Source organism: Hyphobacterium sp. SN044, from assembly GCF_021864465.1.
In the GTDB taxonomy this organism is placed as follows: Bacteria; Pseudomonadota; Alphaproteobacteria; order Caulobacterales; family Maricaulaceae; genus Hyphobacterium.
In genome coordinates this window covers 1-25,788 of sequence record NZ_JAKKUV010000010.1, presented here as the reverse complement: position 1 = coordinate 25,788, position 25,788 = coordinate 1, and the positions used below count along the sequence as shown (strand labels likewise).

Sequence of the window (25,788 nt, the reverse complement as noted above, 5' to 3'; positions counted from 1 at the left end):
ATGACTTTACGCAATGGGTTGATCGGCCTCGCCGTCGTCCTCGTTCTGGCGATCGCCGGCTGGTTCTTCTTCGGCCGCGGCGAACCGGCCGCCGAACTCGTTATCGAGACCGAGACGGCCTCGACCGCCGACATCCGCCGCTCCGTCTCCGCGACCGGGACGGTCCGCGCGCTGGTCCAGGTCCAGGTCGGCTCGCAGCTCTCCGGCCAGATCGCCGAGCTGATGGTCGACTTCAACTCGCCGGTCGAGGAAGGCCAGGTCATCGCCCGGATCGACCCGCAATCCTTCGAAACGCGGGTGCGCGAAGCCGAAGCCTCGCTGTCGAATGCCCGCGCCCAGCTTCAGCTGCAGCAGGCAACGCTCCAGCGCGTCGACGCCAATCTTCGCGTCGCCCAGCAGGAATATGACCGGATCGAACAACTGCATGAGCGCGGGATCGCCAGCGATCAGGCGCTTCAGACCGCGCAGGCCCAGCTGGAATCCTCGCAGTCCGAACGTGCCGTCGCGCTCGCGCAGATCGCCAATGCCCGCTCCACCGTCGAACAGCGCGAAGCGACGCTTGAAGGCGCGCGTATCGATGTGGAGCGCACCGTGATCCGCTCGCCGATCAACGGCGTCGTCGTCGACCGCCAGGTCGATGTCGGTCAGACCGTCGCGGCCAGCATGTCGGCCCCGACGCTGTTCGTCATCGCCCGCGACCTGTCGCAGATCCAGATCGACGCCCAGGTCGACGAGAGCGATATCGGACAGATCATGACCGGCCAGGCCGTCAGCTTCACCGTCGATGCCTTTCCGGGTCAGACCTATGAAGGCCAGGTCGAGCAGATCCGCCTCGCAGCGACCAACACCAACAACGTCGTGACCTATACGGTGGTCGTGACCGCCAACAATCCGGGCGAACGCCTGCTGCCCGGCATGACCGCCAATCTCGACATCGTCACCGGCGAGCGCGAAGGCGTTCTGGCGGTGCCGAACTCGGCCCTGCGTTTCCGTCCGTCCGGCTCGCTTGAAGCGATGGCGATCGCGGCCGAAGCGCCCGGCGGCGGCGAAGCCGGCCGCGGCGGTCCTGGCGGTGGCGGCCCGGGCGGTGGCGGTCCGGGCGGTGGCGGCGGCATGATGGCGCGCCTCGCCGAAGATCTCGACATGACCGAGCAACAGCAACAGGACGCCCAGGCAGCGATGCGCCGGGTCTTCACGGGCATTCAGGCTCAGGCTGCTGCGGGCCAGCCGGTCGATCGCGCGTCGATACCCCGCCAGATCGAAGAGGCGCTGCGTGACGTTCTGACCGCCGACCAGATGCGCCGTTACCGCGAACTGGCGGCGGCCCGCGCCGAAGTGCGCCCCGGCAGCGTCTGGGTCGAACGCGAAGACGGCATGCTCGAAGAGCGCCGGGTCCAGCTGGGTGTGAGCGACGGCCAGACCACCGAGATCGTCGGCGGCCAGCTCGAAGCCGGCGAGGACGTCGTGACGCGCGCCCGGGAAGCCGGCTAGTGGCGCCCCCGCTCATCGAATGCCGTGACCTGACGCGCGTCTACCGCATGGGCGGCGGCGAGGTGCGCGCGCTCGACGGTGTCAGCGTGACGATCGAAGAGGGCGAGTATGTCGCCATCATGGGGGCGTCGGGGTCCGGCAAGTCGACCTTCATGAACCTGCTCGGCGCGCTCGACCGTCCGACCTCTGGCTCGTTGCGCGTGGCCGGCGAGGCGATCGAAACGATGGGGCCCGACCAGCTGGCCGCCTTCCGCAACCGGACGATCGGCTTCGTCTTCCAGCAGTTCAACCTGCTGGCCCGCACGAGCGCCGAGGACAATGCCGCCCTGCCGCTGATCTATTCCGGCATGAAGGCAGCCGAGCGCAAGGAACGTGCGCGCGCCCGCCTGACCCAGGTCGGGCTGGGCGAACGGATGGACCACCATCCCTCACAGCTTTCCGGTGGCCAGCAGCAGCGCGTCGCGATCGCCCGCGCGCTCGTGAACAATCCGCGCATCCTGCTCGCCGACGAACCGACCGGGGCACTCGACAGCCAGACCACGGTCGAGGTGCTCGGGATTTTCGACCGCTTGAACGCGGACGGGATCACGGTGATTCTCGTCACCCACGAACAGGATGTGGCCGCGCACGCCCGCCGGCAGATCATTTTCCGCGACGGGCGCATTGTGGAGGACCGGCGATGAACCTCATGTCCGCGATTTCCGTCGCCCTGCTGGCGCTGCGGGTCAATCTGCTCCGCTCCGTTCTCGCCATGCTCGGCATCATCATCGGCGTCAGCGCCGTGATCGCGATGGTCTCGGTCACCGAGGGCGCGAAGCGCGCGATGGAAGAACGCATCGCCAGCTTCGGCGCGAACCTGCTCGTCATCCGGCCGGGCTCCAGCGCCTTCGGTGGCCGCCGCGGCGGAGCCGGGACCGCGACATTCATGACCGACGCCGATGTCGAGGCGATCCGTAGCGAGATTCCGGGCATTGTCGCGGTGTCGGGCGAAATGTCCGGCAGCCAGCCCATGGTCGTGGCGGGCGAGAACTGGACGACCAATGTCCAGGGCGTCCATTCCGACTATTTCGAAGCCCGCGACTGGTTCGTGGAGTCCGGCCGCGCTTTCACCCCGGCGGAGGTCCGCTCCGGCGCACGGGTGATCATGATCGGCCAGACGGTCGCGACCGAATTGTTCGGTGCCGCCGATCCTCTCGGTCAGACCGTCCGGGTCGGCGCGGTGCCGATGGAAGTGATCGGCATCATGGCGCCAAAAGGCCAGTCGAGCTGGGGCTCCGATCAGGACGATACGGTTTTCGCGCCGATCACGACGACCCGCGCCCGCCTGCTGGGGTATCAGCTCGGCGTTCGCGACCCGGTCTTCACCATCTATGCCGAAGTCGCGCCCGGCACGAATGTCAGCCACGCCGTGGCCGATATCGAGGAATTGCTGCGGATCCGCCGCAACATCCAGCCGGGTGCGGAGGACGATTTCTCGGTAAACAATCTCGCCGAATTCATCCGCGCCCGGAACGAGACCGAAACCCAGCTCGGCGTGCTGCTCGCCGCCGCTGCGGTGATCTCGCTGCTCGTGGGCGGCATCGGCATCATGAACATCATGCTGGTCTCGGTGACCGAACGCACGCGCGAGATCGGCCTGCGCCTCGCGGTCGGGGCGCGCCGTGCCGACGTGCGCAACCAATTCCTGATCGAAAGCGTGGTGCTGTGCGTCACCGGTGGGATTGCCGGCATGGCGATCGGCGTGGCCGGGGCCTATGGCATCGGCAATCTCGGGGATTTCCCGGTCTCGATCCATCCGGCCATCGCCGGGATCGCGATCGGGGCGGCAGTCTTCGTGGGGCTGTTCTTCGGTTTTTATCCCGCGCACCGGGCCTCGCGGCTCGATCCGATCGAAGCGCTCCGCTTCGAATAGTCAGGCGGTCAGGGCCGACAGGCCATCGACGTGCCGTGGCAGGTAGAGCGTGAAGGTCGAGCCTTCGCCGGGCGTGCTTTCCACTTCGACACGCCCGCCATGGCGCTCGATGCCCTGCTGCACGATCGACAGACCGATTCCGGTACCGGGATATTCCTCGCGCGAATGCAGGCGCTGGAAGGGTGCGAAAATCTTCTCCGCAAAACGCGGCTCGAACCCGATCCCGTTGTCGGATACCGAAATGCACCAGCCTTCGGCCGTTTCGCGCAGGGCGATGCGAACCTCCGGCGGCTTGACACCGCGATACTTCACCCCGTTGGAAATCAGGTTCTGAAGCATCTGCGTCAGCACGGGCCGGTCGGCCTCGATCAGGCCGGCATTCTCGACCTCGACCCGCGCACCGGATTCCTCGATCTGGACCTCCAGGCGCTTCATCGCGTCCTGCACCGCTTCTCCGAGGTCGAAGGTCTCGGTCCGCAGCGGCTTGTTGCCGAGCCGCGAATAGCTGAGCAGGTCGTCGATCAGCAGCTGCAGGCGCTGCGCGCCTTCATTCATGAAGTCGAGGCAGCGCCGCCCTTCCTCGTCGAGCTGGTCGGAATAGCGCCGCCGCATCAGGCTCGCGAACGCCGACACCTTGCGCAGCGGTTCCTGAAGATCGTGCGAGGCGACGGCGGCAAAACGGTCGAGTTCGCGGTTCGACCGCTTCAGCCCGTCATAGGCGCGGCGCAGGGCCGAGATATCGGTAATGACGGCGTAGCTCGCCTTGGGCTGGCCGTCGCTGTCGCGCTCGAGGAAGGAATTGAGCAGCGTGTCGATCGGCTGACCGGACTTCGTGATGAAGCGGTATTGCACATCATTGTTGTGACCGGTGCGGAACAGGTCCGGCAGATTCCGGCTTTCGGCCCGCCTGCGGGATTCGGGATCGAGAAATTCGACCGACTTCCGGCCGATCACTTCATGGCGCTCATATCCCATCACCTTCAGCCAATAGTCCGAAACCTGGATGATACGGCCGGACGGATCGATCGTGTGCATCATCGCCGGCGTGGCGCGGTAGATCGCCTCGAACCGGTTCTTTTCCTCGACCAGAGCCTGATGGAGCGCGTTGCGTTCCGTCACGTCGAACAGCATGGCGTGAGCCAGCACCGGTTCGCCGTCTGCGTTCTTCTCGGTCACCGCGCTGAGGAGGATATCGACCACCGCACCGGACTTCGTCCGAAAGCGATAGGGGACCTCCTCGATCATGCCGTTGCGCCAGAATTCCGGCTGGATTTTCAGGCGCGCGCGTTCCCGGTCCTCGTCGACGAGGAAGCTCGACGCGACCTGCCCGATCACCTCATCGCGGGAATATCCCATCTGGGTCAGCCAGTAGTCGCTGACATTCACGATCCGGCCCTCGCGGTCGATCGTGTGCATCATCGCCGGTGTGGCGGCATAGGTTGACCGATAACGGTCCCGTTCGGCGGCCAGTGCATTTTCCAGCTCGATCTGGCGGGTTTCATCCTTGAGTACGCCGGCGGCAATCTTCGGCGTCCCGTCCGCCGCATGCTCGACGACCCGGCCCGTCGACCGGATCCAGTGCCAGCGTCCGTCCTCGCCCTTGACCCGGTAGATGGACTCAAATCGTTCCACCTCGCCCTGAGCCATCTTCAGCACCTGCCGGATGACATCGCCCTTGTCGTCCGGATGGACGAGCGAAACCCATTTTGTGCCGTCGATCTCCGGGTTTGCCTGGTCGACCCCGATGCGTGCACCCAGGGCACCGCGAATGGTCGACGTATGGCGAGTCAGATCATACCGCCAGGCCGCAAGGTCGGCGGCCTTCAGCGCTTCGGCGAGTTGGAAATTCACCTGCTCGACGCGTTGTTCAAGCGCCTTGCGTTCCGTGACATTCGTCAGCAGACCGGCGATGCGGACCGGATGGCCAGCGCCATCAAACTCGACCGCTCGCCCGATATTGCGGACCCAGATCCAGCTGCCATTACCGCCACGCATCCGGTATTCCACTTCGGCGACCTTGCCGGCCAGCATCTGGTTCAAAGAATGGTGGGACTGTGGCAGGTCGTCCGGATGGATGGCATTCCGCCATTGATCGAGAGAGATCGTGCCGTCGCCACTATCGATACCGTCGATTTCGGTTGCGATACCGTCCACCCGGCCGCGTAGCGTCCGCAGATCGAGGGTCCACACACCGCCTTTGCCGGATATCAGCGCCTCGCGGATCAGTGCTTCGTTCGCGTGAAGCTGCGATTCGAGATTCTTCCGGCGGCTGATATCGGACACGACACCGGAAATCCGGATCCAGTTCCCGTCATCGTCGGCCTCCACGACGCCGCCGCGCGAGAAGATCCAGACATAGTCGTCGTTGGCATCGCGCACCCGGTATTCCACCGACATCGGACTGTCGGGCGCGATCGCCTCGAGTGCCGCAGTGCATCGCGGCATGTCGTCGGGGTGCTGGCGATCGTGCCAGTCATCAATGTCGAGCAGGCAGATTCCGCTGCCCAGGCCGAGGCGCTCGGTCAGAGGGCCTTCCATGAAAGACCAGCCATCGCGGTGCAGGGTGAACACGGTCTCCCCGGCCAGCCGCGCCGCTTCTTCGGCGATACGGTCGCGGCCGTAGGCTGATCGATCAGCGGGGGGTGTGGCCTTCAGGCTCATGAATGCGAATCATCCGGTTTCGCTCAGGATACTGCGATTGCCCTGTGCTGAGGCAGTCCTCATGCGAATGGGGATGGTGTATGCACGCACTCCCGTTATTGTCGCGTTACTACGAAGACGAGGCCGGTCCGCGTGAAATCCGACATCAAGAACGCCCCCATTCTCGCCATCGACAATCTCAATGTCCGGTTCGATACGCCGGATGGCGAGGTGCATGCCGTGCGCGGAATCAACCTGCACATCAATCCGGGCGAGTGCCTGGCGGTGGTCGGTGAATCGGGATCGGGCAAGAGCCAGTCCTTCCTCGCCGCGATGGGCCTCCTGGCCTCGAACGGCAAGGCCGACGGGTCGATCCGGTATCGCGGAAACGAAATCCTGAACCTTTCGCGCGGCAAGCTGAACAAGGTCCGCGGCAAGTCGATGACGATGATCTTTCAGGATCCGCTGACCTCGCTGACGCCGCACCTGCGGATCGGCGCGCAGATGTACGAGGTTCTGCAGCGCCATATGGGTCTGTCGGGCGAGGCCGCCCAGAAGCGTGCACTGGAATGGCTGGAGCGCGTCCGCATCCCGGAAGCGAAGCGCCGCCTCAGACAGTATCCGCACGAATTGTCCGGCGGCATGCGCCAGCGCGTGATGATCGCCATGTCGATGCTGTGCGAGCCCGACCTGTTGATCGCCGACGAGCCGACCACCGCGCTCGACGTGACGGTGCAGGCCCAGGTGCTCGACATCATGGACGAGCTGAAGCGCGAGACCGGCGCGGCCATCGCCCTGATCACCCACGACATGGGCGTCGTCGCGCGCATGGCCGACCGCGTCGAGGTCATGAAGAATGGCGTCTATGTCGAGAGCGGCACCGCCGAAGATATTTTCGGCGCGCCGAAAGACCCGTACACGCAGATGCTGCTCGACGCGATGCCGCGCATCGACCAGCCCGACAAGCCGGGCCACGAAGGCCTCGCGCCGCTCGACAAGGATGCAGCAAAAGAACCGCTCCTGAGCGTCGACGACGTGAAGGTTTGGTTCCCGGTGCGCGTCTCCGGAGGCCTTTTCCCCAAATCGAAACCGCTGAAGGCCGTCGATGGCGTCAGCTTCGATCTCTATCCGGGCGAGACGCTGGGCGTCGTGGGCGAATCGGGCTGCGGCAAGTCCACGCTGGCGCGGTCCATCCTGCGCCTCGTGCCGGCCAAGGCCGGCAGCGTCGCCTGGCTCGGCAAGGATTTGCTCGGGCTCAACCACAAGAAGATGCGCAACGCCCGCAAGGACTTGCAGATCGTCTTCCAGGACCCGCTCGCCTCGCTCAATCCGCGCATGTCGATCGGCGCGTCGATCGCCGAGCCGCTGCAGACCTTCCGTCCCGATATGCGCAAGTCGGCGCGTCAGGATGCGGTGCGCGGCATGATGCGCAAGGTCGGGCTCGATCCCGACATGATCAACCGCTACCCCCACGAATTGTCGGGCGGCCAGAACCAGCGGGTCGGCATTGCCCGCGCCATGATCCTCGGTCCGAAGCTGGTGGTCTGCGACGAGGCGGTGTCCGCGCTCGACGTGTCGATCCAGGCCCAGATCATCGACCTTCTGAAACAGCTCCAGCGCGATATGGGGCTGTCGATGATGTTCATTTCGCACGACCTCTCGGTCGTTCGCGAGATTTCCCACCGGGTGATGGTGCTCTATCTCGGCCGCGTGGTGGAGATGGCGGACCGCAAGGACATCTATGACGATGCCCGCCATCCCTATACCCAGGCGCTGATTTCCGCCGTGCCGATCCCGGATCCGAAGATCGAACGCGCCCGTGAACGCGTGAAGCTCGACGGCGACCTGCCCTCGCCGATGGACCCTCGCGCCCAGCTCCGCTTCATGAAGTCGAAGCTGGTCGACGACCCCGACGCCGAGCAATACCGCCCGAAGCTGATCGAGGTGGGACCGGGTCACTGGGTGGCCGAACACGATGCGCCGGAAGAGGTGCTGATCGTCGACCGAGCGCCCGGAAAACCCGAAGCCTGACCGGAATTTCACTTAGACATTGCCGCCCGGGACGTTAGGTTCCCCCTGCTGTCAGACACATCAGGGGTTGAACCGGTATGACCACGGCTTTCGCACGGGCTTCGAACATTTTCGGCTGGCTTTCCGCCGCCGCATTGGCAGGGGCGCTCGGCGCCTGTTCGCCGGCGGACACAGGCGACGGAGCAAACACGTCCGGCGCGCAGACCGCCACGGAAACCGAAGCCGTCTTCGCGCATGATGCCAGCGATCTTCCGGCCGATCCCTCGGTCCGCTACGGCCAGCTCGAGAACGGAATGCGATACGCGATCATGCACAACGAGACGCCGTCCAACACGGCCGTCCTGCGCATGGCCTTCAATGCCGGATCGATCAACGAGGCCGACGACCAGCGCGGTCTCGCCCACTTCCTCGAACACATGGCGTTCAACGGCTCGGAGAATGTGCCGGAAGGCGAAATGATCCGCCTTCTTGAGCGCTATGGCCTCGAATTCGGCCCGGACACCAATGCCGGCACCAACCGCGAATACGTCATCTACATGCTCAACCTGCCGGATACGAGCGAGGAGCTTCTCGACACCGGCCTGATGATCATGCGCGAAACCGCGTCCAACCTGCTGCTGGACGCCGACGCGATCGACCGCGAACGCAATGTGATCCTGTCGGAAGAGCGCTTCCGCAACAATCCGCTGCGCCGCTGGAACAATGCGCTCGCCGAATTCCGCTATCCCGGTTCGCTGATGGCGCAGCGCGACGCGATCGGCATTCCGGAAGTCATCGAGACCGCGCCGCGTGAGCGTTTCGTGGACTATTATGAGAATTTCTACACGCCGGAACGCGCCATGTTCGTGGTCGTCGGCGATGTCGATATCGATGCGACGGAAGCGAAAATCCGCGAAACCTTCGGGGACTGGGAACAGCCCGAAGACGCGCGGCCCGACCCCGTCGCGGGCGAGGTCGATCCCGATCGCGGCTTCGACACCGGCTACTTCCATGACCCTGAAATCTATACGATCCTGACGATCGACGCGATCCGTCCGGGCGAGCGTCAGCCCGATACGGCCGAGGCCCGCTTCGAGAATGGCCTGCGCGCGCTCGGCAATGCGATGCTCGAACGCCGCTATTCGTCCATCATCAATTCGGGCACCTCGCCGCTGATCCAGGCGAATGTCGGCTTCTCCGAGGGCGAATACGACTTCGCGACCCGCGCGAGCCTGCTCGGCGTGTCCCAGCCGGACCGCTGGCAGGAAGCGCTGGGGATCATGGAGCAGGAGCTTCGCCGCGCCCGTGAGTTCGGCTTCACCCAGAGTGAGCTGAACGAGCAGATCTCGAACATGCGGACCTCGCTGCAGAACGCCGTCGATCAGGCCGGTACGCGCGACAATTCCGATCTCGCCGGGGGCATCTGGACGTCCTGGCGTTACGAAAGCGTCTTCGGCACGCCCGCCGCGGCGCTCGAACGCTTCAACAACCGCGTCGACGAGATGACGGTTGAAGCGGTCAACGCCGCCTTCAACGCGCAGTGGGCCGACACCGAGCCCCAAGTCTTCCTGGCGACTTCGCTCGAAATCGAGAACGCCGAGGAGGCCGTGGCCACGGCGTATCAGGACAGCACGGAAGTTGAAGTCGAGGCGATGGAAGACACCGGCGCGGCCGAGTTCGCCTACACCGATTTCGGCACGCCCGGCACCGTCGTTCAGCGCGCGGAGGTCGAGGATCTGGGCCTGACCCGCGTCATCTTCGAAAACGGTGTCCGCGTGACGCTGAAGCCGACCGATTTCGAGGACGATGTCATCCGCGTCTCGCTCCGTTTCGGCCGCGGTGAACTGGAACCCCGTGCGGACGGCGAAGTCGTTGACACCGTCACGTCTTCGATCTTCCAGTCTTCCGGTCTCGGTCAGCATTCCGCCGACGAGCTGCAACGTGTCCTCGCGGGCCGCAGTGTCGGTGGCGGTTTCGGGGTCGGTGAAGACGCCTTCGTCATGGGCGGCACCACGACGCCGACCGATCTGGAGCTGCAGCTTCAGCTGTTCGCCGCCTTCATGACCGATCCGGGCTGGCGTCCGGAGGGCATGGCGCAGTACCGCGCCGTCGCCCCGGAAATCCGCCGCAATTTGCGTTCGTCGCCGTCCGGCCTGCTTCAGCTTGAAGTCGCCCGGCTGCTGCGTTCGGGTGACAACCGCTATGGCTATCCGAGCGAGGAAGAACTCGATGCAGTCACGATCGAGGATGCTCAGGCCTATCTGACCGATGCGCTGGAGCGTGCGCCGATCGAGATCACCATGGTCGGCGATATCGATGTCGACACCGCGATCGACATGGTCGCCTCGACCTTCGGAGCGCTTCCCGCGCGGGATGGCAGCTGGCCGGAATACGAAGAAAACCGGACCGTGACCTTCCCGGAGCCGACCGAAGAGCCGGTCGTGCTGCGTCACAACGGTCAGGACTACCAGTCCATGGTCAATGTCTACTGGCCGACCACGGATGACGAGGACGCGCACCGCTCCCGCGTGATCCGCATGCTGCGCCAGGTGCTGGACCTGAAGCTGACCGAGCGCCTGCGCGAGGCTGAAGGCTTCACCTATTCGGCGTTCAACTCGAACTACGAGTCCGCTGCCTATCCGGGCTATGGCTATCTCTGGGTCGGCGTCGACATCCGTCCGGAGAATGCCGGCGCGGTCTATGCCGCCATCGAGGAACTCGCCGCCGACATGCGCAATGGCGAGATCGACGATGACGAGATGCAGCGCGCCCGCCAGCCGTTGCTGGAACAGATCGAGGAAGCCCAGGAAAGCAATGCGACCTGGCTCGGCTGGCTCAGCGGCTCCTTCGAGGACCCGTCCCAGCTGGAGCGTATCCGCTCGATCACCGCGGACTATCAGTCGATCACGCGCGACGAGATCGTCGAGGCGGCCCGGACCTGGCTCGATCCGAATGCCGCCTTCCGCGTGACCATCCTGCCGAACGAGGCGGCCGAATAGGCTCTCGGGCAGACGAAAACGTGAAACGGGCTCCGGTCATCCGGGGCCCGTTTTCTTGTCGGGATCGGTCACATCATCTTGAGGCAGGAAGCGAAGATGTTTCTTCGCGCCGGCCAGCGGTATAGTCCTGATCGCCGTTACAGGGCCGGAGTTGGCTGGCCCGGGCCTCGGACACGACGGGAATGATCATGCGCCTTCTTTTCCTGCCAGCCCTGCTTCTTGCGACCGCTTCCGCGTCTGCCAACGAACGCGCCATCGAGGCCGAAGCCGTGATCGACCGGCCGGTTGCCGAGGCCTGGGCGATGTGGACGACCGAGGAAGGTCTGTCCTTCTTCGCGCCGGCGTCCCTGATCGAACTCGAACCCGGCGGCCGTTACGAGGTGTATTTCGCCCCCGACGCGCCGCAAGGGATGCGCGGCAGTGAAGGCACGCACATCCTGGCGCTGCAGGACGAGCGCCTGCTGTCCATCACCTGGGCCCTGCCGCCCTACATGGCGGAAGTCCGCCCGCACCTGACCCATCTGACCATCCGCTTCGAACCGGTCGGCGAGAACCAGACGCGCGTTTCGATCCGTCATGACGGTTGGGGCGAGGGCGGTCAGTGGGATGACGCCTATGCCTATTTCCAGCCGAACTGGCCCGCCATCATCGGGATGATGCAACCGGCGGACGATGCCGACGAAAGCGAATAGGCCTTCCGCGCAACGGGCGGACTGCGCTAGACCTCGGGCAGTCCAAGTCACGACCGGGAGTCCCTCATGCGCCGTACCGCCCTTGCCGCTTTCGCCCTGACCGCCGCCGCCTGTTCGAATGCACCGGCGCAGCCCGTTCCGGACAATCCCGAAGAGGCGGCCTCCGTGGTCACCGCGGCGCGGTCCTGCGACCTGACGCAGTTCGAGGACAGCTATACCGGAGCGCCGGAAGCCGAGTTCGAGGGCAACCCCTCCCCCGCCGATCGCAATCAGCTCAATTCCGGGCTTTGGCTGGAAGCGATCGACGAACGCCCCTGTGTCTACGCCCTGCCGTCGGGCCTGCGTCTGCGCGTTCTTCGTGCGGCAGGCGAAGACGCCGCATCGCCGGAACCGGGCGAGATGGTGCGCGTCCATTATGAAGGCCTGTTCCCGAACGGCGGCGGCTTCGACTCGTCCTATGACCGCGGCACCCCGGCCGACTTCCCCTCAGACCGCCTGATCGCGGGCTGGGTCGAAGCACTCGGCCACATGCGTTCCGGAGAGGAATGGGAGCTCTTCATCCCGTCCGGTCTGGCCTATGGCGAGCGCGGCACACCGGGCGGCCCCATCGGTCCGAACCAGGCGCTCTATTTCCGCATGGAACTGCTCTGCCTGCCATCGCGCGAAGACGCGAACTGCCCCGAAGGCTGAGGCGGAGCAACTTCGTCCTTTGTGTTTCTCCCCCCGCTTGCCGGGGGGAGTGCCCCGGATCTGGTCCGGGGCGAGGGGGGGACAATCCCCCTCCGTCAGCTGCGCTGACACCTCCCCCGTAAACGGGGGAGGAAACAGGCATGGGCTGCTCTGCCTACTGCGACAGCCGCAGATTGGTCAGGTCGCCGGCGATCAGTTCGAACGCGTCGCGCAGGGCCTCGTTCGAGGGGCTGTCGAAATAGAGGCTCGGATGCGTCGCGCAGTCGCGCATCATGTCACGCGTCGTCGCCGAGCTGACCTGGAAAGTGATCGTGTAGACCCTTATGCCTTGCTGCCGCGCATAGGCGCAGGCAGCGGCCGTGCGTTCGTCGAGCGCGTTCGACAGGGCGGAGTCGCTGGACGTCATAACGCCGAGCCGGCCTTCGCGGACATAACCGTAACCGGAATAGTCCGAATAATTGATGTTCGACCGACCGTTCAGCACGTTTTCGCCGTCGGTCAGGATGACCATCGCCTTGATCGTCTCACGATCGTTGAAGGGGGCGCCTTCGGTGAAGGGGGCTTGCGGCGACAATACGCGCACGCCCCAGGACACTCCGATCGGGATATTCGTCGTGCCGCTGGCGATCATCGCATTGATGGCATTGTCGATCGTCGAGCGGTGTGAGGTCAGCGGCGTGATCGGGCGCGCCGTGCAGCCCCAGTTCGGCCCGTCGCCATACGGATCTCGTCCCCAGTATTTCGCGGTATTGGTCTGGCGCGTCAGCAGGTTCGTCGAAGAAGTCTGGTCCGACAGATAGCTGTTGGCGAAGTTCGAATAGCCGCTCGGCTCGTCCGGCGCGAAATAGGGCAGGAAGAGCGTCTCCGGATCGGCAGGGTCGGGCGCGACATCCTCGATGTCGAGCGGCACCCGCCGCGCCTCGACACAGCCGCGCCAGCTGGCGCCCTGCAGCGTGTCGAACAGATCCCAGCGATTGGCGGCTGGCGCGAAGTGCGCGGAATGATCCGGGTTCTGCGCATCGGGGTCGAGCCACCAGGCCCGCGCATGCTCGTTGCCGACATTCACCGTCGAGGAGAAGGGCACGAGCCCGATCGCCAGCCGGTCGGAATCCGAGGCGTTCTCGAACAGGATCGAGGTCATCAGCCGGGCGGCATCGCGCAGGGCGGTGATCTTCGACCCGGACATCGAGCCGGTATTGTCGAGCACCATGACAAGCTCGAGATTTTGCCGTGCCCGGACCACTTCGCTTTCCCACTCGACCGTGAGGGTCTTGATCCCCATCAGCCTCAGGAAGTCCGTCTCGACGATCGCCTGGCCGGACACCCGGACGGCGTCTGCCGCCGTGTCAAAGGCGACATGCACCGATCCGACACGGCCGATCGTCCGCGCCGGGAAATTGGCGGCGATGAAATCGGCCGCCAGCTGTTCCGCCGTGTCTTCGGAAATGTAGGGCGAAGCCCCGACGGCCAGAGCGGCGGCGTCCAGCGCCTCGGCCAGACGGGCCCGGGCATTCATCGCCTGATGAAAGTCGACCGCCGCGCCGGAAAACAGCGTCATCGGTGTCACCATCAGCGCGAACACCATGGCGACATTGCCATGGGCGCGCCGGGCGAACCGCTTCACAAACCCTCCGAACATGCCCCGCAATCCTCCTTGCGGGCGCATGAAAAAACCGCGTGCGGAGTCTCCGCACGCGGTTCTTCGGGAAGTCCCTAACGGGTGTCTAAGCGATCAGCGAGAAATGCGCAGATTGCTGAGGTCACCCGCGATCAGTTCGAACGCGTTCCGGAGCGCCTCGTTCGACGGGCTGTCGAAATAGAGGCTGGGATGGCTGGCGCATTGCTCCATCATCCGGCGGGTCGAATTGGAGTTCACCTGGAAGGTGATGGTGTAGACCCGGATGCCTTGCTGGCGGGCATAGGCACAAGCCGCGAGCGTGCGCTCGTCCAGAGCGTCCGACAGGCGGCTGCCCGATGCGGACTGGACACCCAAGCGGCCCTGCGCGGCGTAGCCATAGGCGTTGTAGTCGCTCATCAAATCGCCATTGCCGCCCGAGATCACATTCTCGCCGTCGGTCAGGATGACCATCGCCTTGATGGTGTCGCGGTCGCCGAAGGGTGCGCCTTCGGTGAACGGCTCCTGCGGCGACAGCAGACGCGTGCCCCAGGCAATCCCGTTCGGGATATTCGTGTTGCCGCTGGCGCCCATCGATCGGATCGCATTGAGGATGGTGCGCTGGTCATTCGTCATCGGCGTGACCGGCTGGGTCGTGCAGGCCCGGTTCGGACTGCCGCCGGAAGGACGGCCGTTGCTGTAGTGCGTGATCGAACCGACGACGTCCCAGATGTCCATGTCGCGGAGGTCGCGCCACGAGAAGCCATCGTCGAGATAGTCGTTCCAGTGGCCGTCCGGCTCGTCCGGCGCGAAATACGGCACGAAGAGCGTTTCCGGATTGTTCGCGGACGGCGCTTCGTCCTCGATATCGTAGGGCATCGGGCGCGCTTCCACGCAGCCGGCCCAGCTCGTATTGCGCAGCTGATCGAACAGATCCCAATGCGTCGGCAGCGCCTCGTTGTTGCACGCGTCGCTGTTCGGGTCGCGTTGACCGCGGCCCCGGCCCCGGCTGTTGCGCATGCCGGGATTGCCGTCATCGCAGCCATCGGCATCATTGCCGTGACCATTGTTGCGGTCGCCGGCTTCGCCAGTCATCCAGTCGCCGTGATAGGGGGACTCGCCTTCCGGATCGAGCCACCAGGCGCGGGCATATTGCGTGCCGACATTCACGGTTGCCGCGAACGGCACCAGGCCGATCGACAGGGCGTCGCGGTCGGCGGCCCCGTCGAACAGCGTCTCGGTCAGGACCTCGGCGGCATCGCGCAGGGCGCGGATTTTCGAGCCGGACATCGAGCCGGTATTGTCGAGCACCATGACGAGTTCGAGATTCATGCGCGCGCGCATCACCTCGCTCATCCAGTCGACGGTGATGGAATCCATGCCCATCAGGCCGAGCATGGTCGTCTGAACTTCGGATTCACCCGAGACCCGGACGATCCCGTTGCGGTTGTCGATCGAGACCTGGACGTTCTGGACCGAACCCGGATCGCGGTCGGGATAATTCGCGGTGATGTAGTCCATCACCATCGCTTCGGCGCGGTCCTCGTCGAGGCCCGGTTGACTGCCGACCGCGAGAGCAGCGGCGTCAAGCGCCTCGGCGAGGCGGGCGCGGGCACCCATCGCCTGGTTGAAGTCCACCGCACCGCCCGCCATCAGCGTCAGCGGGGCGAGCGCAATCGAGAAAATCGTCGCGACATTCCCTCGGACGTCCGAGAGGAAGGTTCGAGTTTTATCAAAAATACGCATGTCGACCTCAGGCAAAAGTTTACCTTTTCGGTCTGAAGCCTAGTGACGTCGAATTAAAGCGAGGTGTGGAAACGCGGTTTATCGCGGGTTAATTTTAGAGGGTCCTGAACCCCTAGCGCGAAATCCGCAAATTGGTCAGGTCGCCGGCTATCAGTTCGAACACATCCTGCAGCGTTTCATTGTCAGGACTGTCGAAATACAGGCCGGGATGGCTGGCGCAATCGCGCATCAGGTCGCGGGTCCGGTCATCGCGCACCTGGAAGGTGATCGTATAGACCCGGATCCCGTTCTCCCGGGCCACGCGGCAGGCCGCGGCCGTGCGGTCGTCGACGGCGCGGCTCAGAACGGTCCCCGAAGCGGACCGGACCCCGAGCCGATCGTTCACGGCGTGCCCGTAGGCGGCGTACTCGCTCATCAGCGCGCCATTTCCGCCCGACATGACGTTCTCGCCGTCGGTGAGGATGATCATCGCCTTGATCGTGTCGCGGTCGCCATAGGCCCGGCCCTCGGTGAAGGGCGCCTGCGGTGACAGCACGCGAACGCCCCAGCCGATTCCCATCGCGACATTCGTGTTGCCTCGCGCCTGCATCGCGTTCAGCGCGGTGTCGATCGTCCGGCGCGACGTGGTCAGCGGCGTGATAGGCCGCGAGGTGCAACTGGCATTCGGGTTGCCTCCGGAAGGCCGGCCGCCATCATATTTCGCAAGGCCGCTCATGCGTTGGGCCAGCGTGCGCGTCCCGTCATCATCCGGCAGATAGTTGTTTCTGAAGCCGCCGGTGTCCGGCTCGTCCGGCGCGAGATAGGGCACGAAGAGCGTGGACGGATTTCGGTTGTCCGGCTCGGTGTCATCGACATCATAGGGGATCGGGCGCGCCTCGACACACCCGCCCCACGAGACATTCGACATCGCATCGAACAGCTCCCAATGGGTCGGACGGCTGCCGGAGCCGAACCATTCGCCGTGCACCGGCGAGCGTCCGTCCGGGTCGAGCCACCAGGCCCGGGCATGGGACGTGCCGACATTCACCGTCGCCGCGAAGGGAACGAGACCGATGCGAAGCCGGTCCGGTTCGGGCGCGTTGGAATGAAGCGCGTCCGTCAGCGTCAGCGCGGCATTGCGCAGAGATGTCAGCTTCTGGCCCGACATGGAGCCGGTATTGTCGAGCACCATGACGAGTTCGAGATTCTGCCGCGCCTGCTGGATTTCGGCCTCCCAATCGACCGTGATCGCATCCATGCCGATCAGGCCGAGCAGGGCTGTGCGGACTTCCGATTCCCCGGAAATCCGCACCGTGCCGGTGACGTTATCGAGCGAGACAGAGACGTTCTGCACATTGCCCACATCGCGCGCCGGGTAATTGGCCTGGATGAAGTCGAGCGCGACCTGTTCGGCTTCCGCGGCGGAAAGTTCGGGCCGTGTCGCCACGGCCAGACCTGCCGCGTCGAGTGCCTCCGACAGCCGCGCGCGGGCATTCATCGCCTGGTTGAAGTCGACGGCGCCTCCGGCCAGCACCGTCAGCGGCGCCAGCAGGATGCAGAAGACCGTCGCGACATTACCGGACCGGCTGCGCGCAAAAGCCGACAATTTTCGCAAAATGCCCACATTGCCCTCAGGACTTCCTTCACCATCGCAGTCCTCTACGCCCGCAGTCTTTAATTCCGCGTCAGGAAACACGGTTTCCGCTTTGCTAACGCCGCCCCGCAGTTGCCAGCCTCCGGCGGTCATGCCATGCGGACAGGGGCAGGGAGACAGGCCGATGGCATCCATGGATCAGGTTGAAAAGACGCGGCGGCTTCTGGGCGAACTGATCGCGCACGACACCACGTCGCGGAATTCGAACCTCGCCTTCATCGCCGATGTCGAGGCGCGGCTGATCGCGCTCGGCGCGCGATGCGAACGCGTCTCCAATGCCGACGGCTCCAAGGCCAACCTCCACGCCATTCTCGGGCCCGATGCGGACGGCGGCGTCGTTCTGTCCGGCCATACCGACGTCGTGCCGGTGGACGGCCAGAACTGGTCGAGCGACCCCTTTGCCATGGAAGAGCGTTCCGGCCTGCTCTATGGCCGCGGCACGTGCGACATGAAGGGCTTCATCGCTTGCGCCCTCGTCGCGGCGGAGGACTTCGCGAAGAGTGACCTCAAGCGGCCCGTGCATTTCGCCTTCTCCTATGACGAGGAAGTCGGCTGTCTCGGCGCCCCGGCGATGATCGAGCGCATCGTCGCGAACGGACCGAAGCCGTCCGCCTGCATCGTCGGCGAGCCGACCGAAATGAAGGTCGTGACCGGCCACAAGGGGCTCTATTCGGTTCGGGTCGAGATCACCGGCAAGGAAGCGCATTCCTCGCGGGTCGAGGACGGCGCCTGCGCGGTCACGAGCGCCATTCCGCTGATGCAATTCCTCCACGACGAGGCCGCGCGGTGGCGCGCGGCGGCCCCGGCGGATTCGCCCTTCGACCCGCCCTACGGGACAATCACCGTGGGCCAGATGGGCGGCGGCACGGCAACCAATATTCTCGCGCGCGAAGCCTGGTTCGAAAGCCTGATGCGCCCCGCCCCCTGGGACGATGCCCATGCAGTCGGCAAGGTGCTGCGTGAGCGGGCGAAGGCGGTCGAGGCCGAGATGCGCCGCCATGCGCCGGGCGCCTGCGTCCATGTGCATCAGCGCAGTGACGTGCCGGCCCTGCGCCCCGACACCGACAGCCCGGCCGAGCGTCTGGCGCGGCAGCTGACCGGCGACAACGCCACGCGCACCGTCTCCTTCGGCTCCGAGGCGGGACAGTTCCAGCATGCCGGAATCCCGACAATTGTCTGTGGACCCGGCTCGATCACCCAGGCCCACCAGCCGGACGAATTCATCGCCATCGACCAGCTCGAGGCCTGCCTCGACTTCATGGACCGGCTGGGCGAACGGCTGAGGGAGTCGAACTGATGTACGAACGCTCGGAACCGCTCGACATCCTGACCCCGGCGGCCGACGAACCGGCCTCCGGCGTGCTGGTCTTCGGCGCCCCGCGCGGCGGCACCTCCATGGTGGCCGGTGTGCTGCGCCTGATCGGTCTCGACATGGGTGCGCGTCAGGGGCGGGGGAATAACGAGGATCTCGACATCCAGGCCGCGCGCGGCAATGTCGGCAATCTCGGCGACGTGACCCACCCCGACTATGCGGCGGCTCTCGAACGCATGCGCCCGGTCATCGAGGCGCGCGCGGCCGAGGGCCGGCCCTGGGGCTGGAAGGACCCGCATGGCGGTCTCTATGCCCGCGATGTGCTGGATGTCCTGCCGTCGCCGCGCCTGATCGCCGTCTTCCGCGATCCCGCCGCAGCGGCGGCGCGCATCCACATGCTGACCGGCCAGTCCGTGGCCGAGGCGTTGAACGACGTGCTCTGGCTCTATGGCAAGGCGCAGGGCCTGATCGCGGAGCCGCCCGCCCCGCTGGCCATGGCCAGCTACGAAAAGGCGCTGGTGCGCCCGGAACGCTTCGTCGAACAGCTCGCCTTCTTCTGCCATCTCGAACCAACGCCGGAACAGGTCAGGGAGGCCGTCGCCTTCATCAGTCCCGAACGCGGGCACGGCGACCCGCATTCGCCGGGATGGCCCAGAGAGGGCGCTCTCTAGGCTCACCCTGAAAAGAAAAAGGCCGGTCGCAGGACCGGCCTTTTGGACGTCAGGAGACCGCTTTAAGCGGCGGCGGCGTCTGGTCTGCCTTCCGTGTCTCGTTCCAGTAGGACACGCAGGGCACTTTCGAGCGGTCGCAGCGGTCGGCGTATTTGCGCGCGATCTCGGTGACCTCTTCCATCAGGCCGGCTTCCAGCGTGATCGGCTTCAGACCCATCGACAGGAAGGTGTCGTTTTCCACGTGGAGGTCGTTCTCGTCGGCCTCGTTGCGCGGATTGGGCAGGTTGGCGATCTCCGCACCGGTCATGTCGGCGATCATCTTGGCCAGATCGCGGACGCGGTGCGTCTCGGTCATCTGGTTCATGATGCGGACCTTCTCGCCGGCCTTCGGCGGGTTTTCGACCGCCAGCTGGATGCAGCGCACCGTGTCCTGGATGTGAATGAAGGCGCGCGTCTGCCCGCCCGTGCCGTGCACGGTCAGCGGGTGACCGACGGCGGCCTGCATCAGGAAGCGGTTCAGCACCGTGCCGTAATCGCCGTCATAGTCGAACCGGTTGATCAGCCGCTCGTCCTTGCGGGTCTCTTCGGTCTGTGTGCCCCAGACGATCCCCTGGTGGAGGTCGGTGATCTTCACGCCGTCATTCTTGTTGTAGAAATGGAAGAAGAGCTGATCCTGCGTCTTCGTCATGTGATAGATCGAGCCCGGATTGGCCGGGTACAGGATTTCCTGTTCCTTCGGGCCTTCCGACGTGTCGACCTTCACCTTCAGATAGCCTTCCGGGATCTTCATTCCCGCCGTGCCATAGCCATAGACGCCCATCGTGCCGAGGTGGACGAGGTGGATGTCGCGGCCGGTTTCCACGATCGCGGCGAGCACGTCATTCGTGGCATTGAGATTGTTGTCGACCGTGTAGCGCTTGTGGCGGGCCGACTTCATCGAATAGGGCGCGGCGCGCTGTTCGGCGAAATGGACGATGGAATCGGGTGACTCCGCCTCGATCAGATCGACCAGTTCCTGGTAGTCCTTGCCGATATTGAGATCGACGAAACGGATCTCCTTGCCGGACGCTTCCTTCCACGCCTGGAGCCGCTTCGACATCGGCTGGATCGGGGTCAGCGACTCGACCTCGAGCTCGATATCGATCTTCCGGCGGGACAGATTGTCCACGATGACGACGTCGTGGCCCTGGTTGGACAGGTGGAGTGCGGTCGGCCAGCCACAGAAGCCGTCACCGCCGAGAACAAGAACTTTCATGTCTGAAGCCCGATTACAGCGTTCACCAGAGTGTTAAGCCGGTTCTGACAGGCCGGTTCCCGTGTGACAAGTCCGCCTAGCCGCTGCGAAGCCTCGACAGCGCAGGTGCGGAGCGCTAGCGAATGGGCATGAACACGCCCGCCCTCGCCGAACCGCTCGCCCCTTTCTCCGACGCTTACGTTTTGAAACCGCACCGGTTTCACGACGATCGCGGCTGGTTCGAGGAAACCTGGTCCGCGAAGCGCTTCCGCGAGCAAACCGGGGTCGAAACGACCTTCGTGCAGGACAATGCATCGCTCTCGCTCGTCCGTGGCGTGGTGCGCGGCCTGCACTATCAGCGCCCGCCGGCCGCCCAGGCCAAGCTGGTGCGCTGTTCCGCAGGCTCCCTGTTCGACGCCATCGTCGATATCCGCCGCGGCTCGCCGACCTATGGCAAGGCGGCCAGCATCGTCCTGTCGGCCGAAAACGGCCTTCAATTGTGGGTGCCGCGCGGCTTCGCGCACGGCTTCTGCGCGCTCGAACCGGGCACCCAGATCGCTTACAAGGTGGACGGGCCCTATTCCCCGGAATGCGATGCCGGGATCAAATGGAATGATCCGGCGCTGGGGATTGACTGGCCGGTGACCGAGCGTGATGCCCTGCTCGCGGGCAAGGATCTGAAACATCCCGCTCTGGCCGATGCCCCGGCCGATTTCGAATGGGCCGGCGCATGAAGATTCTCGTCATCGGTCTCAAGGGGCAGCTGGCTCGCGCCCTGATCGAGCGCGGTGACCGGTTAGGCATCGAGATGGTCGCCGCCGGCCGGCCGCAGATCGATCTCGAAAACCCGACGGGCCTTGGTGATCTCGTCGGCGGCGTCCGCCCCGACATCGTGATCAACGCCGCCGCCTATACCGCCGTCGACCGCGCCGAGGACGAGCCCGAGGCGGCGCGCGCGGTGAACGTGACCGGCCCGGCGGCTCTGGCCCGGGCCGCGGCCGCGGCGAACATCCCCTTCCTTCACGTCTCGACCGACTATGTCTTCGATGGGAAAAAGGGCAGCCTCTACGTCGAGACCGACGCGGTCAGCCCGGTCAATGTCTATGGAAAGACCAAGGCCGAGGGCGAGGCCGCCGTGCTGACCGCCCATCCCGGCGCGCTGGTGGCGCGAACCTCCTGGGTCTATGCCCCCGAAGGCACGAATTTCGTACGCACCATGCTGCGTCTCGGCGCGGAGCGCGACCGGCTGAGTGTCGTCGCCGACCAGTTCGGACGCCCGACCGAGGCGGGCGCCCTGGCTGACGCACTTCTGGCGCTGGGACAGGCGCTGCGTTCCGGCGCGCGGGGCGGTCTGCTCCATATTGCCGCCGAGGGCGACACCAGCTGGCACGGCTTCGCGGTGGCGGTGCTCCGCGGGGCCGGCCTGTCGACACCGGTGGACGAGATCACGACGGCGGACTTCCCGACCCGCGCTCCGCGCCCGGCCGATACCCGCCTCGACCTGACCCGCGCGAAGGACGAATACGGCGTCGTCCTGCCCCACTGGCAGGAGTCGCTCGAACGCTGCCTCGCGGCGATGGGCGCCGGTGGACGCCGCGAGCGATAGCGGCTAAACGGCGCCGCAAAACACGCTGCATGCCTATCAAGGGAGTCCGAGCATGGCCGTTCGCGTCGCAATCACGGGGTTTGGCCGCATTGGCCGTCTGGCCCTTCGCGCGGTTTACGAGGAACAGCGATCCGGTGATGTCGAGGTTGTTGCGATCAACGATTCCTCCACGCCGGAAACCAACGCCCACCTCCTGAAATACGACAGCGTCCATGGCCGTTTTCCGGGCGATATCAAGGTCGGCGACGACTGGATCGATTGCGGCTTCGGCAAGATCCAGAAAGTGTCCAACCGCGACCCGTCCCAGCTGCCCTGGGGTGATCTCGGCGTCGACATCGTTCTGGAATGTACCGGCAAGTTCAATTCCAAGGCCGAGTCGATGGCCCACATCGAGAAGTCGGGTGCCAAGCGCGTTCTCGTTTCCGCCCCGGCCAAGAATGCAGACAAGACCATCGTCTACGGCGTCAATCACCACACGCTGACCGCCGATGACATCGTCGTGTCGAACGCGTCCTGCACCACGAACGGCCTCGCCCCGGTGGCCAAGGTCGTCAATGACGCCGTCGGCATCGAGCGCGGCCACGTCACCACGATCCACGCCTATACCGGCGACCAGCCGACGCTGGACCGCAATCACAAGGATCTTCACCGCGCCCGCGCCGCTGCCATGTCGATGATCCCGACCACGACCGGCGCGGCCAAGGCCGTCGGCGACGTGCTGCCGGAACTGAAGGGCAAGCTCGATGGCGCCGCCGTGCGCGTGCCGACGCCGAATGTGTCGCTGATCGACATGGTGGTTTCGACCGCCCGCGACACCAGCGCCGAGGAAATCAACGCTGCGATCCGCGCCGCCGCCGACGGCCCGATGAAGGGCATTCTCGGCTACGATTCGATCCCGCTCGTCTCGATCGACTACAATCACGATCCGCGCTCCTCGATCTGCGCGATCGACAAGACCAATGTCATCGGCGGCCGCCTGGCCCGCGTCATGACCTGGTATGACAATGAGTGGGGCTTCGCCTGCCGCATGATCGATACGGCGGCGGCGATGGGACGTTTCCTTTAAGCGACACCGACGAGGTTCGACATGGCCGTTCCGGGCAAGCTCCGCCGCATCGAGGAGACTGACGTCGAGAACAAACGCGTCCTCGTGCGCGTCGACTTCAACGTGCCGATGAAGGCCGGACAGGTCACCGACACCACCCGGCTTTCCGCCGCCCTGCCGACCATCGAACACCTGAAACGCCGCAAGGCGAAGGTGATCCTGCTCGCGCATTTCGGCCGCCCGGAAGGCAAGGTCGTGCCGGAGGAAAGCCTCGCCCCGGTCGCCGATGCGCTCGCCGAGCTGATGGGCGCCCCGGTCGGCTTCTGCAATGACTGCACGGGCGAGGAGGCCGAAAAGGCCATCGCGGCGATGGAACCGGGCCAGGTCCTGCTTCTGGAGAACACCCGCTTCCACAAGGGCGAGGAACGCCGCCCCGATGGCGGCAAGACGGGCGATCCGAACTTCGCCAAGGCGCTCGCCGAGCTGGGCGATCTCTACGTCAACGATGCCTTCTCCGCCGCGCACCGCGCCCACGCCTCGACGGCGGGTGTCGCGGAATACCTGCCCGCCTATGCCGGTCTGGCGATGGAGCGCGAGATCGACCACCTCGTTCAGGCGCTCGAAGACCCGAAACGCCCGGTGCTTGCCGTGGTCGGCGGGGCGAAGGTCTCGACCAAGATCGAACTGCTCGCCAACCTCGTGAAGAAGGTCGACCGCCTCGCCATCGGCGGCGCCATGGCCAACACCTTCCTTGCCGCCAAAGGCCTGGATGTGGGCAAGAGTCTCCACGAACCCGACTTCGCGGATACGGCGCGCTCCATCCTGCATGGCGCGGAAGAAGCGGGCTGCCAGATCATCCTGCCGGTCGATGTCGTGATCGCGCAGGAATTTGCCGAGAATGCCGACAGCCGCACCGTGCCGGTGGACGAGGTTCCCGCCGGCTGGATGATCCTCGATGCGGGTCCGGAAACCGTCGATGCGCTCGCCGATTCGGTGGATGCCTCCAAAACCGTCATCTGGAATGGTCCGCTGGGCGCGTTCGAAACGAAACCCTTCGACACCGCGACGGTCGAGGCCGCGCGCTATGTCGCCAAGCGGGTCAAGGAAAACGGCCTCATCGCCGTGGCCGGCGGCGGCGACACGGTCGCCGCGCTCAACGCCGCGGGTGTGTCGCGGGATTTCACCTTCATCTCCACCGCGGGCGGCGCCTTCCTCGAATGGATGGAAGGCAAGACGCTGCCGGGCGTCGTGGTGCTTTACGAAACGAATTAGAGCCGCCACAAACGGCGCACTTGGAACCGGGGGAAACGGGCATGGATCTCGATCAGCTGAACGAAACCGCTCTGGGCATGGTCGCTCCGGGCAAGGGCATTCTCGCCGCCGACGAATCGACCGGCACGATCAAGAAGCGCTTCGATTCCATCGGTCTGGAATCCAGTGCCGAGAAGCGCCGCGACTGGCGCGAGATGCTGTTCCGCACCGAGCCGGCCATGTCGCAGCACATCTCCGGAGTCATCCTCTATGACGAGACGATTCGCCAGAACGCCGAAGATGGTACGCCGCTGGTCAAGCTGATCACCAATGCCGGCTCCATCCCGGGCATCAAGGTCGATACCGGCGCCAAGCCGCTGGCCGGCGCGCCGGGCGAGACCATCACCGAAGGCCTCGACGGTCTGCGCGACCGTCTCAACGAATATTACGAGCTGGGTGCGCGCTTCGCGAAATGGCGCGCGGTGATCGATATCGGCCGCGAGGGCGATGACTCCATCCCGTCGCAATACGGCATCAACGTCAACATGCACGCGCTCGCCCGCTATGCCGCGCTGTGCCAGGAAGCGAACATCGTACCGATCGTCGAGCCGGAAGTCCTGATGGACGGCGACCACACGATCGAGCGCTGCTACGAAGTCACCGAATACACGCTGAAGCGCCTCTATGAGGAGCTGTTCGCGCAAGGCGTCGTGCTCGAGGGCACGATCCTGAAGCCGAACATGATCATCTCCGGCCAGAAATCCGCCGACCAGGCCACGGTCGAGGAAGTCGCCGACATGACGGTGCAATGCCTGTCGAATTGCGTGCCGGCCGCCGTGCCGGGTATCGCCTTCCTGTCCGGCGGCCAGTCCGACGAGCAGGCGACCGCGCACCTCAACGCCATGAACGCCGCCTACGACCTGCCCTGGCCGCTGACCTTCTCCTATGGCCGCGCGCTGCAGGCCGCGCCGCTGAAGGCGTGGGGCAAGACCGGCGACGTGAAGGCCGGCCAGGCCGCCTTCAATCACCGCGCCCGCATGAACGGCCTCGCCGCTATGGGTCAGTGGTCGAAGGATCTGGAAGGCGGGAAGTAGGATTTCGGCGTCACCCCGCCTCCGTGTTTCGTTTCGGACGATTGTTTTGATTCCCCAGCGATCGTTGCTGGGCTAGCCTATGTTGCGTTGAGACGGAGGGCTGGGTGATGCAGGTCCGGCTTCACGCGAATGCGCGCACGACCCCGG

At 65.2% G+C, this 25,788-nt stretch carries 19 protein-coding genes; 14 read left to right on the top strand and 5 right to left on the bottom strand.

Going from position 1 to position 25,788, the window contains the following annotated elements; genetic code table 11:
* From L5876_RS12460 to L5876_RS12450, 3 genes are read left to right on the top strand one after another with little or no spacing between them, the layout of a single operon-like run.
* A complete protein-coding gene (locus L5876_RS12460; protein WP_236956684.1) occupies nt 1-1,491 on the top strand; it encodes an efflux RND transporter periplasmic adaptor subunit in 1,491 nt (496 codons plus the stop codon).
* Between the two features lie 47 nt (nt 1,492-1,538).
* On the top strand, nt 1,539-2,174 hold the full coding sequence (locus L5876_RS12455; RefSeq protein WP_272906968.1) for an ABC transporter ATP-binding protein: 636 nt from the start codon (nt 1,539-1,541) through the stop codon (nt 2,172-2,174).
* The gene (locus tag L5876_RS12450; protein ID WP_236956682.1) at nt 2,171-3,403 is read left to right on the top strand and encodes an ABC transporter permease; all 1,233 of its coding nucleotides are present in this window, start codon (nt 2,171-2,173) and stop codon (nt 3,401-3,403) included. Before L5876_RS12455 ends, L5876_RS12450 begins: the two co-directional genes overlap by 4 nt.
* On the opposite strand, the gene L5876_RS12445 is transcribed toward L5876_RS12450, so the two are convergent.
* A complete protein-coding gene (locus L5876_RS12445; RefSeq protein ID WP_236956681.1) occupies nt 3,404-6,064 on the bottom strand; it encodes a PAS domain-containing protein in 2,661 nt (886 codons plus the stop codon).
* Between the two features lie 132 nt (nt 6,065-6,196).
* Here L5876_RS12445 and L5876_RS14835 point away from each other — a divergent pair, with 132 nt between their 5' ends.
* From L5876_RS14835 to L5876_RS12420, 4 genes are all read left to right on the top strand, one after another.
* Nucleotides 6,197-8,074, top strand: a complete 1,878-nt coding sequence (locus L5876_RS14835; protein ID WP_336886696.1) for a dipeptide ABC transporter ATP-binding protein — start codon at nt 6,197-6,199, stop codon at nt 8,072-8,074.
* Nucleotides 8,075-8,151: 77 nt separating this feature from the next.
* Complete coding sequence (locus L5876_RS12430; RefSeq protein ID WP_236956680.1) at nt 8,152-11,052, top strand: pitrilysin family protein; 2,901 nt, start codon at nt 8,152-8,154, stop codon at nt 11,050-11,052.
* A 188-nt stretch (nt 11,053-11,240) separates the two neighbouring features.
* Nucleotides 11,241-11,744, top strand: a complete 504-nt coding sequence (locus L5876_RS12425; RefSeq protein ID WP_236956679.1) for an SRPBCC domain-containing protein — start codon at nt 11,241-11,243, stop codon at nt 11,742-11,744.
* 66 nt (nt 11,745-11,810) lie between these two features.
* Entirely contained in the window at nt 11,811-12,434 is a 624-nt protein-coding gene (locus L5876_RS12420) for an FKBP-type peptidyl-prolyl cis-trans isomerase (RefSeq protein ID WP_236956678.1), read from the top strand.
* Nucleotides 12,435-12,588: 154 nt separating this feature from the next.
* Here L5876_RS12420 and L5876_RS12415 read toward each other — a convergent pair whose 3' ends face one another.
* From L5876_RS12415 to L5876_RS12405, 3 genes are all read right to left on the bottom strand, one after another.
* Nucleotides 12,589-14,073 (bottom strand): pilus assembly protein TadG-related protein, encoded by a 1,485-nt coding sequence (locus tag L5876_RS12415; RefSeq protein ID WP_236956677.1) that lies wholly within the window; start codon nt 14,071-14,073, stop codon nt 12,589-12,591.
* A gap of 93 nt (nt 14,074-14,166) precedes the next feature.
* Nucleotides 14,167-15,795: a pilus assembly protein TadG-related protein gene (locus tag L5876_RS12410; protein ID WP_236956676.1), complete on the bottom strand. Its 1,629-nt coding sequence runs from the start codon at nt 15,793-15,795 to the stop codon at nt 14,167-14,169.
* A 112-nt stretch (nt 15,796-15,907) separates the two neighbouring features.
* On the bottom strand, nt 15,908-17,380 hold the full coding sequence (locus tag L5876_RS12405; protein ID WP_236956675.1) for a pilus assembly protein: 1,473 nt from the start codon (nt 17,378-17,380) through the stop codon (nt 15,908-15,910).
* Nucleotides 17,381-17,552: 172 nt separating this feature from the next.
* On the opposite strand from L5876_RS12405, the gene argE reads away from it, so the two are divergent.
* On the top strand, nt 17,553-18,725 hold the full coding sequence (gene argE / locus L5876_RS12400; RefSeq protein ID WP_236956674.1) for an acetylornithine deacetylase: 1,173 nt from the start codon (nt 17,553-17,555) through the stop codon (nt 18,723-18,725).
* Nucleotides 18,725-19,411 carry a hypothetical protein gene (locus tag L5876_RS12395; protein ID WP_236956673.1) on the top strand — a complete coding sequence of 229 codons (687 nt, stop codon included), beginning with the start codon at nt 18,725-18,727 and terminating at the stop codon, nt 19,409-19,411. Before argE ends, L5876_RS12395 begins: the two co-directional genes overlap by 1 nt.
* A gap of 49 nt (nt 19,412-19,460) precedes the next feature.
* Here the strand turns inward: L5876_RS12395 and L5876_RS12390 are convergent, their stop codons facing one another.
* Nucleotides 19,461-20,666 (bottom strand): NAD-dependent epimerase/dehydratase family protein, encoded by a 1,206-nt coding sequence (locus L5876_RS12390; protein ID WP_236956672.1) that lies wholly within the window; start codon nt 20,664-20,666, stop codon nt 19,461-19,463.
* 128 nt (nt 20,667-20,794) lie between these two features.
* Between L5876_RS12390 and rfbC the strand changes: the two genes are divergently transcribed.
* Genes rfbC through L5876_RS12365 form a run of 5 tightly spaced genes read left to right on the top strand, consistent with a single transcriptional unit; the run spans nt 20,795 to nt 25,641 of the window.
* Complete coding sequence (gene rfbC / locus L5876_RS12385; protein ID WP_236956671.1) at nt 20,795-21,379, top strand: dTDP-4-dehydrorhamnose 3,5-epimerase; 585 nt, start codon at nt 20,795-20,797, stop codon at nt 21,377-21,379.
* Nucleotides 21,376-22,251, top strand: a complete 876-nt coding sequence (gene rfbD / locus L5876_RS12380) for a dTDP-4-dehydrorhamnose reductase (protein ID WP_236956670.1) — start codon at nt 21,376-21,378, stop codon at nt 22,249-22,251. The genes rfbC and rfbD overlap by 4 nt, the downstream gene beginning before the upstream one ends.
* Before the next feature lie 52 nt (nt 22,252-22,303).
* On the top strand, nt 22,304-23,317 hold the full coding sequence (gene gap, locus L5876_RS12375; protein ID WP_236956669.1) for a type I glyceraldehyde-3-phosphate dehydrogenase: 1,014 nt from the start codon (nt 22,304-22,306) through the stop codon (nt 23,315-23,317).
* A 21-nt stretch (nt 23,318-23,338) separates the two neighbouring features.
* On the top strand, nt 23,339-24,568 hold the full coding sequence (gene pgk, locus L5876_RS12370) for a phosphoglycerate kinase (RefSeq protein ID WP_236956668.1): 1,230 nt from the start codon (nt 23,339-23,341) through the stop codon (nt 24,566-24,568).
* A 41-nt stretch (nt 24,569-24,609) separates the two neighbouring features.
* Nucleotides 24,610-25,641, top strand: coding sequence for a class I fructose-bisphosphate aldolase (locus L5876_RS12365; RefSeq protein ID WP_236956667.1), 1,032 nt, complete (start codon nt 24,610-24,612; stop codon nt 25,639-25,641).
* Nucleotides 25,642-25,788 lie beyond the last annotated feature (147 nt).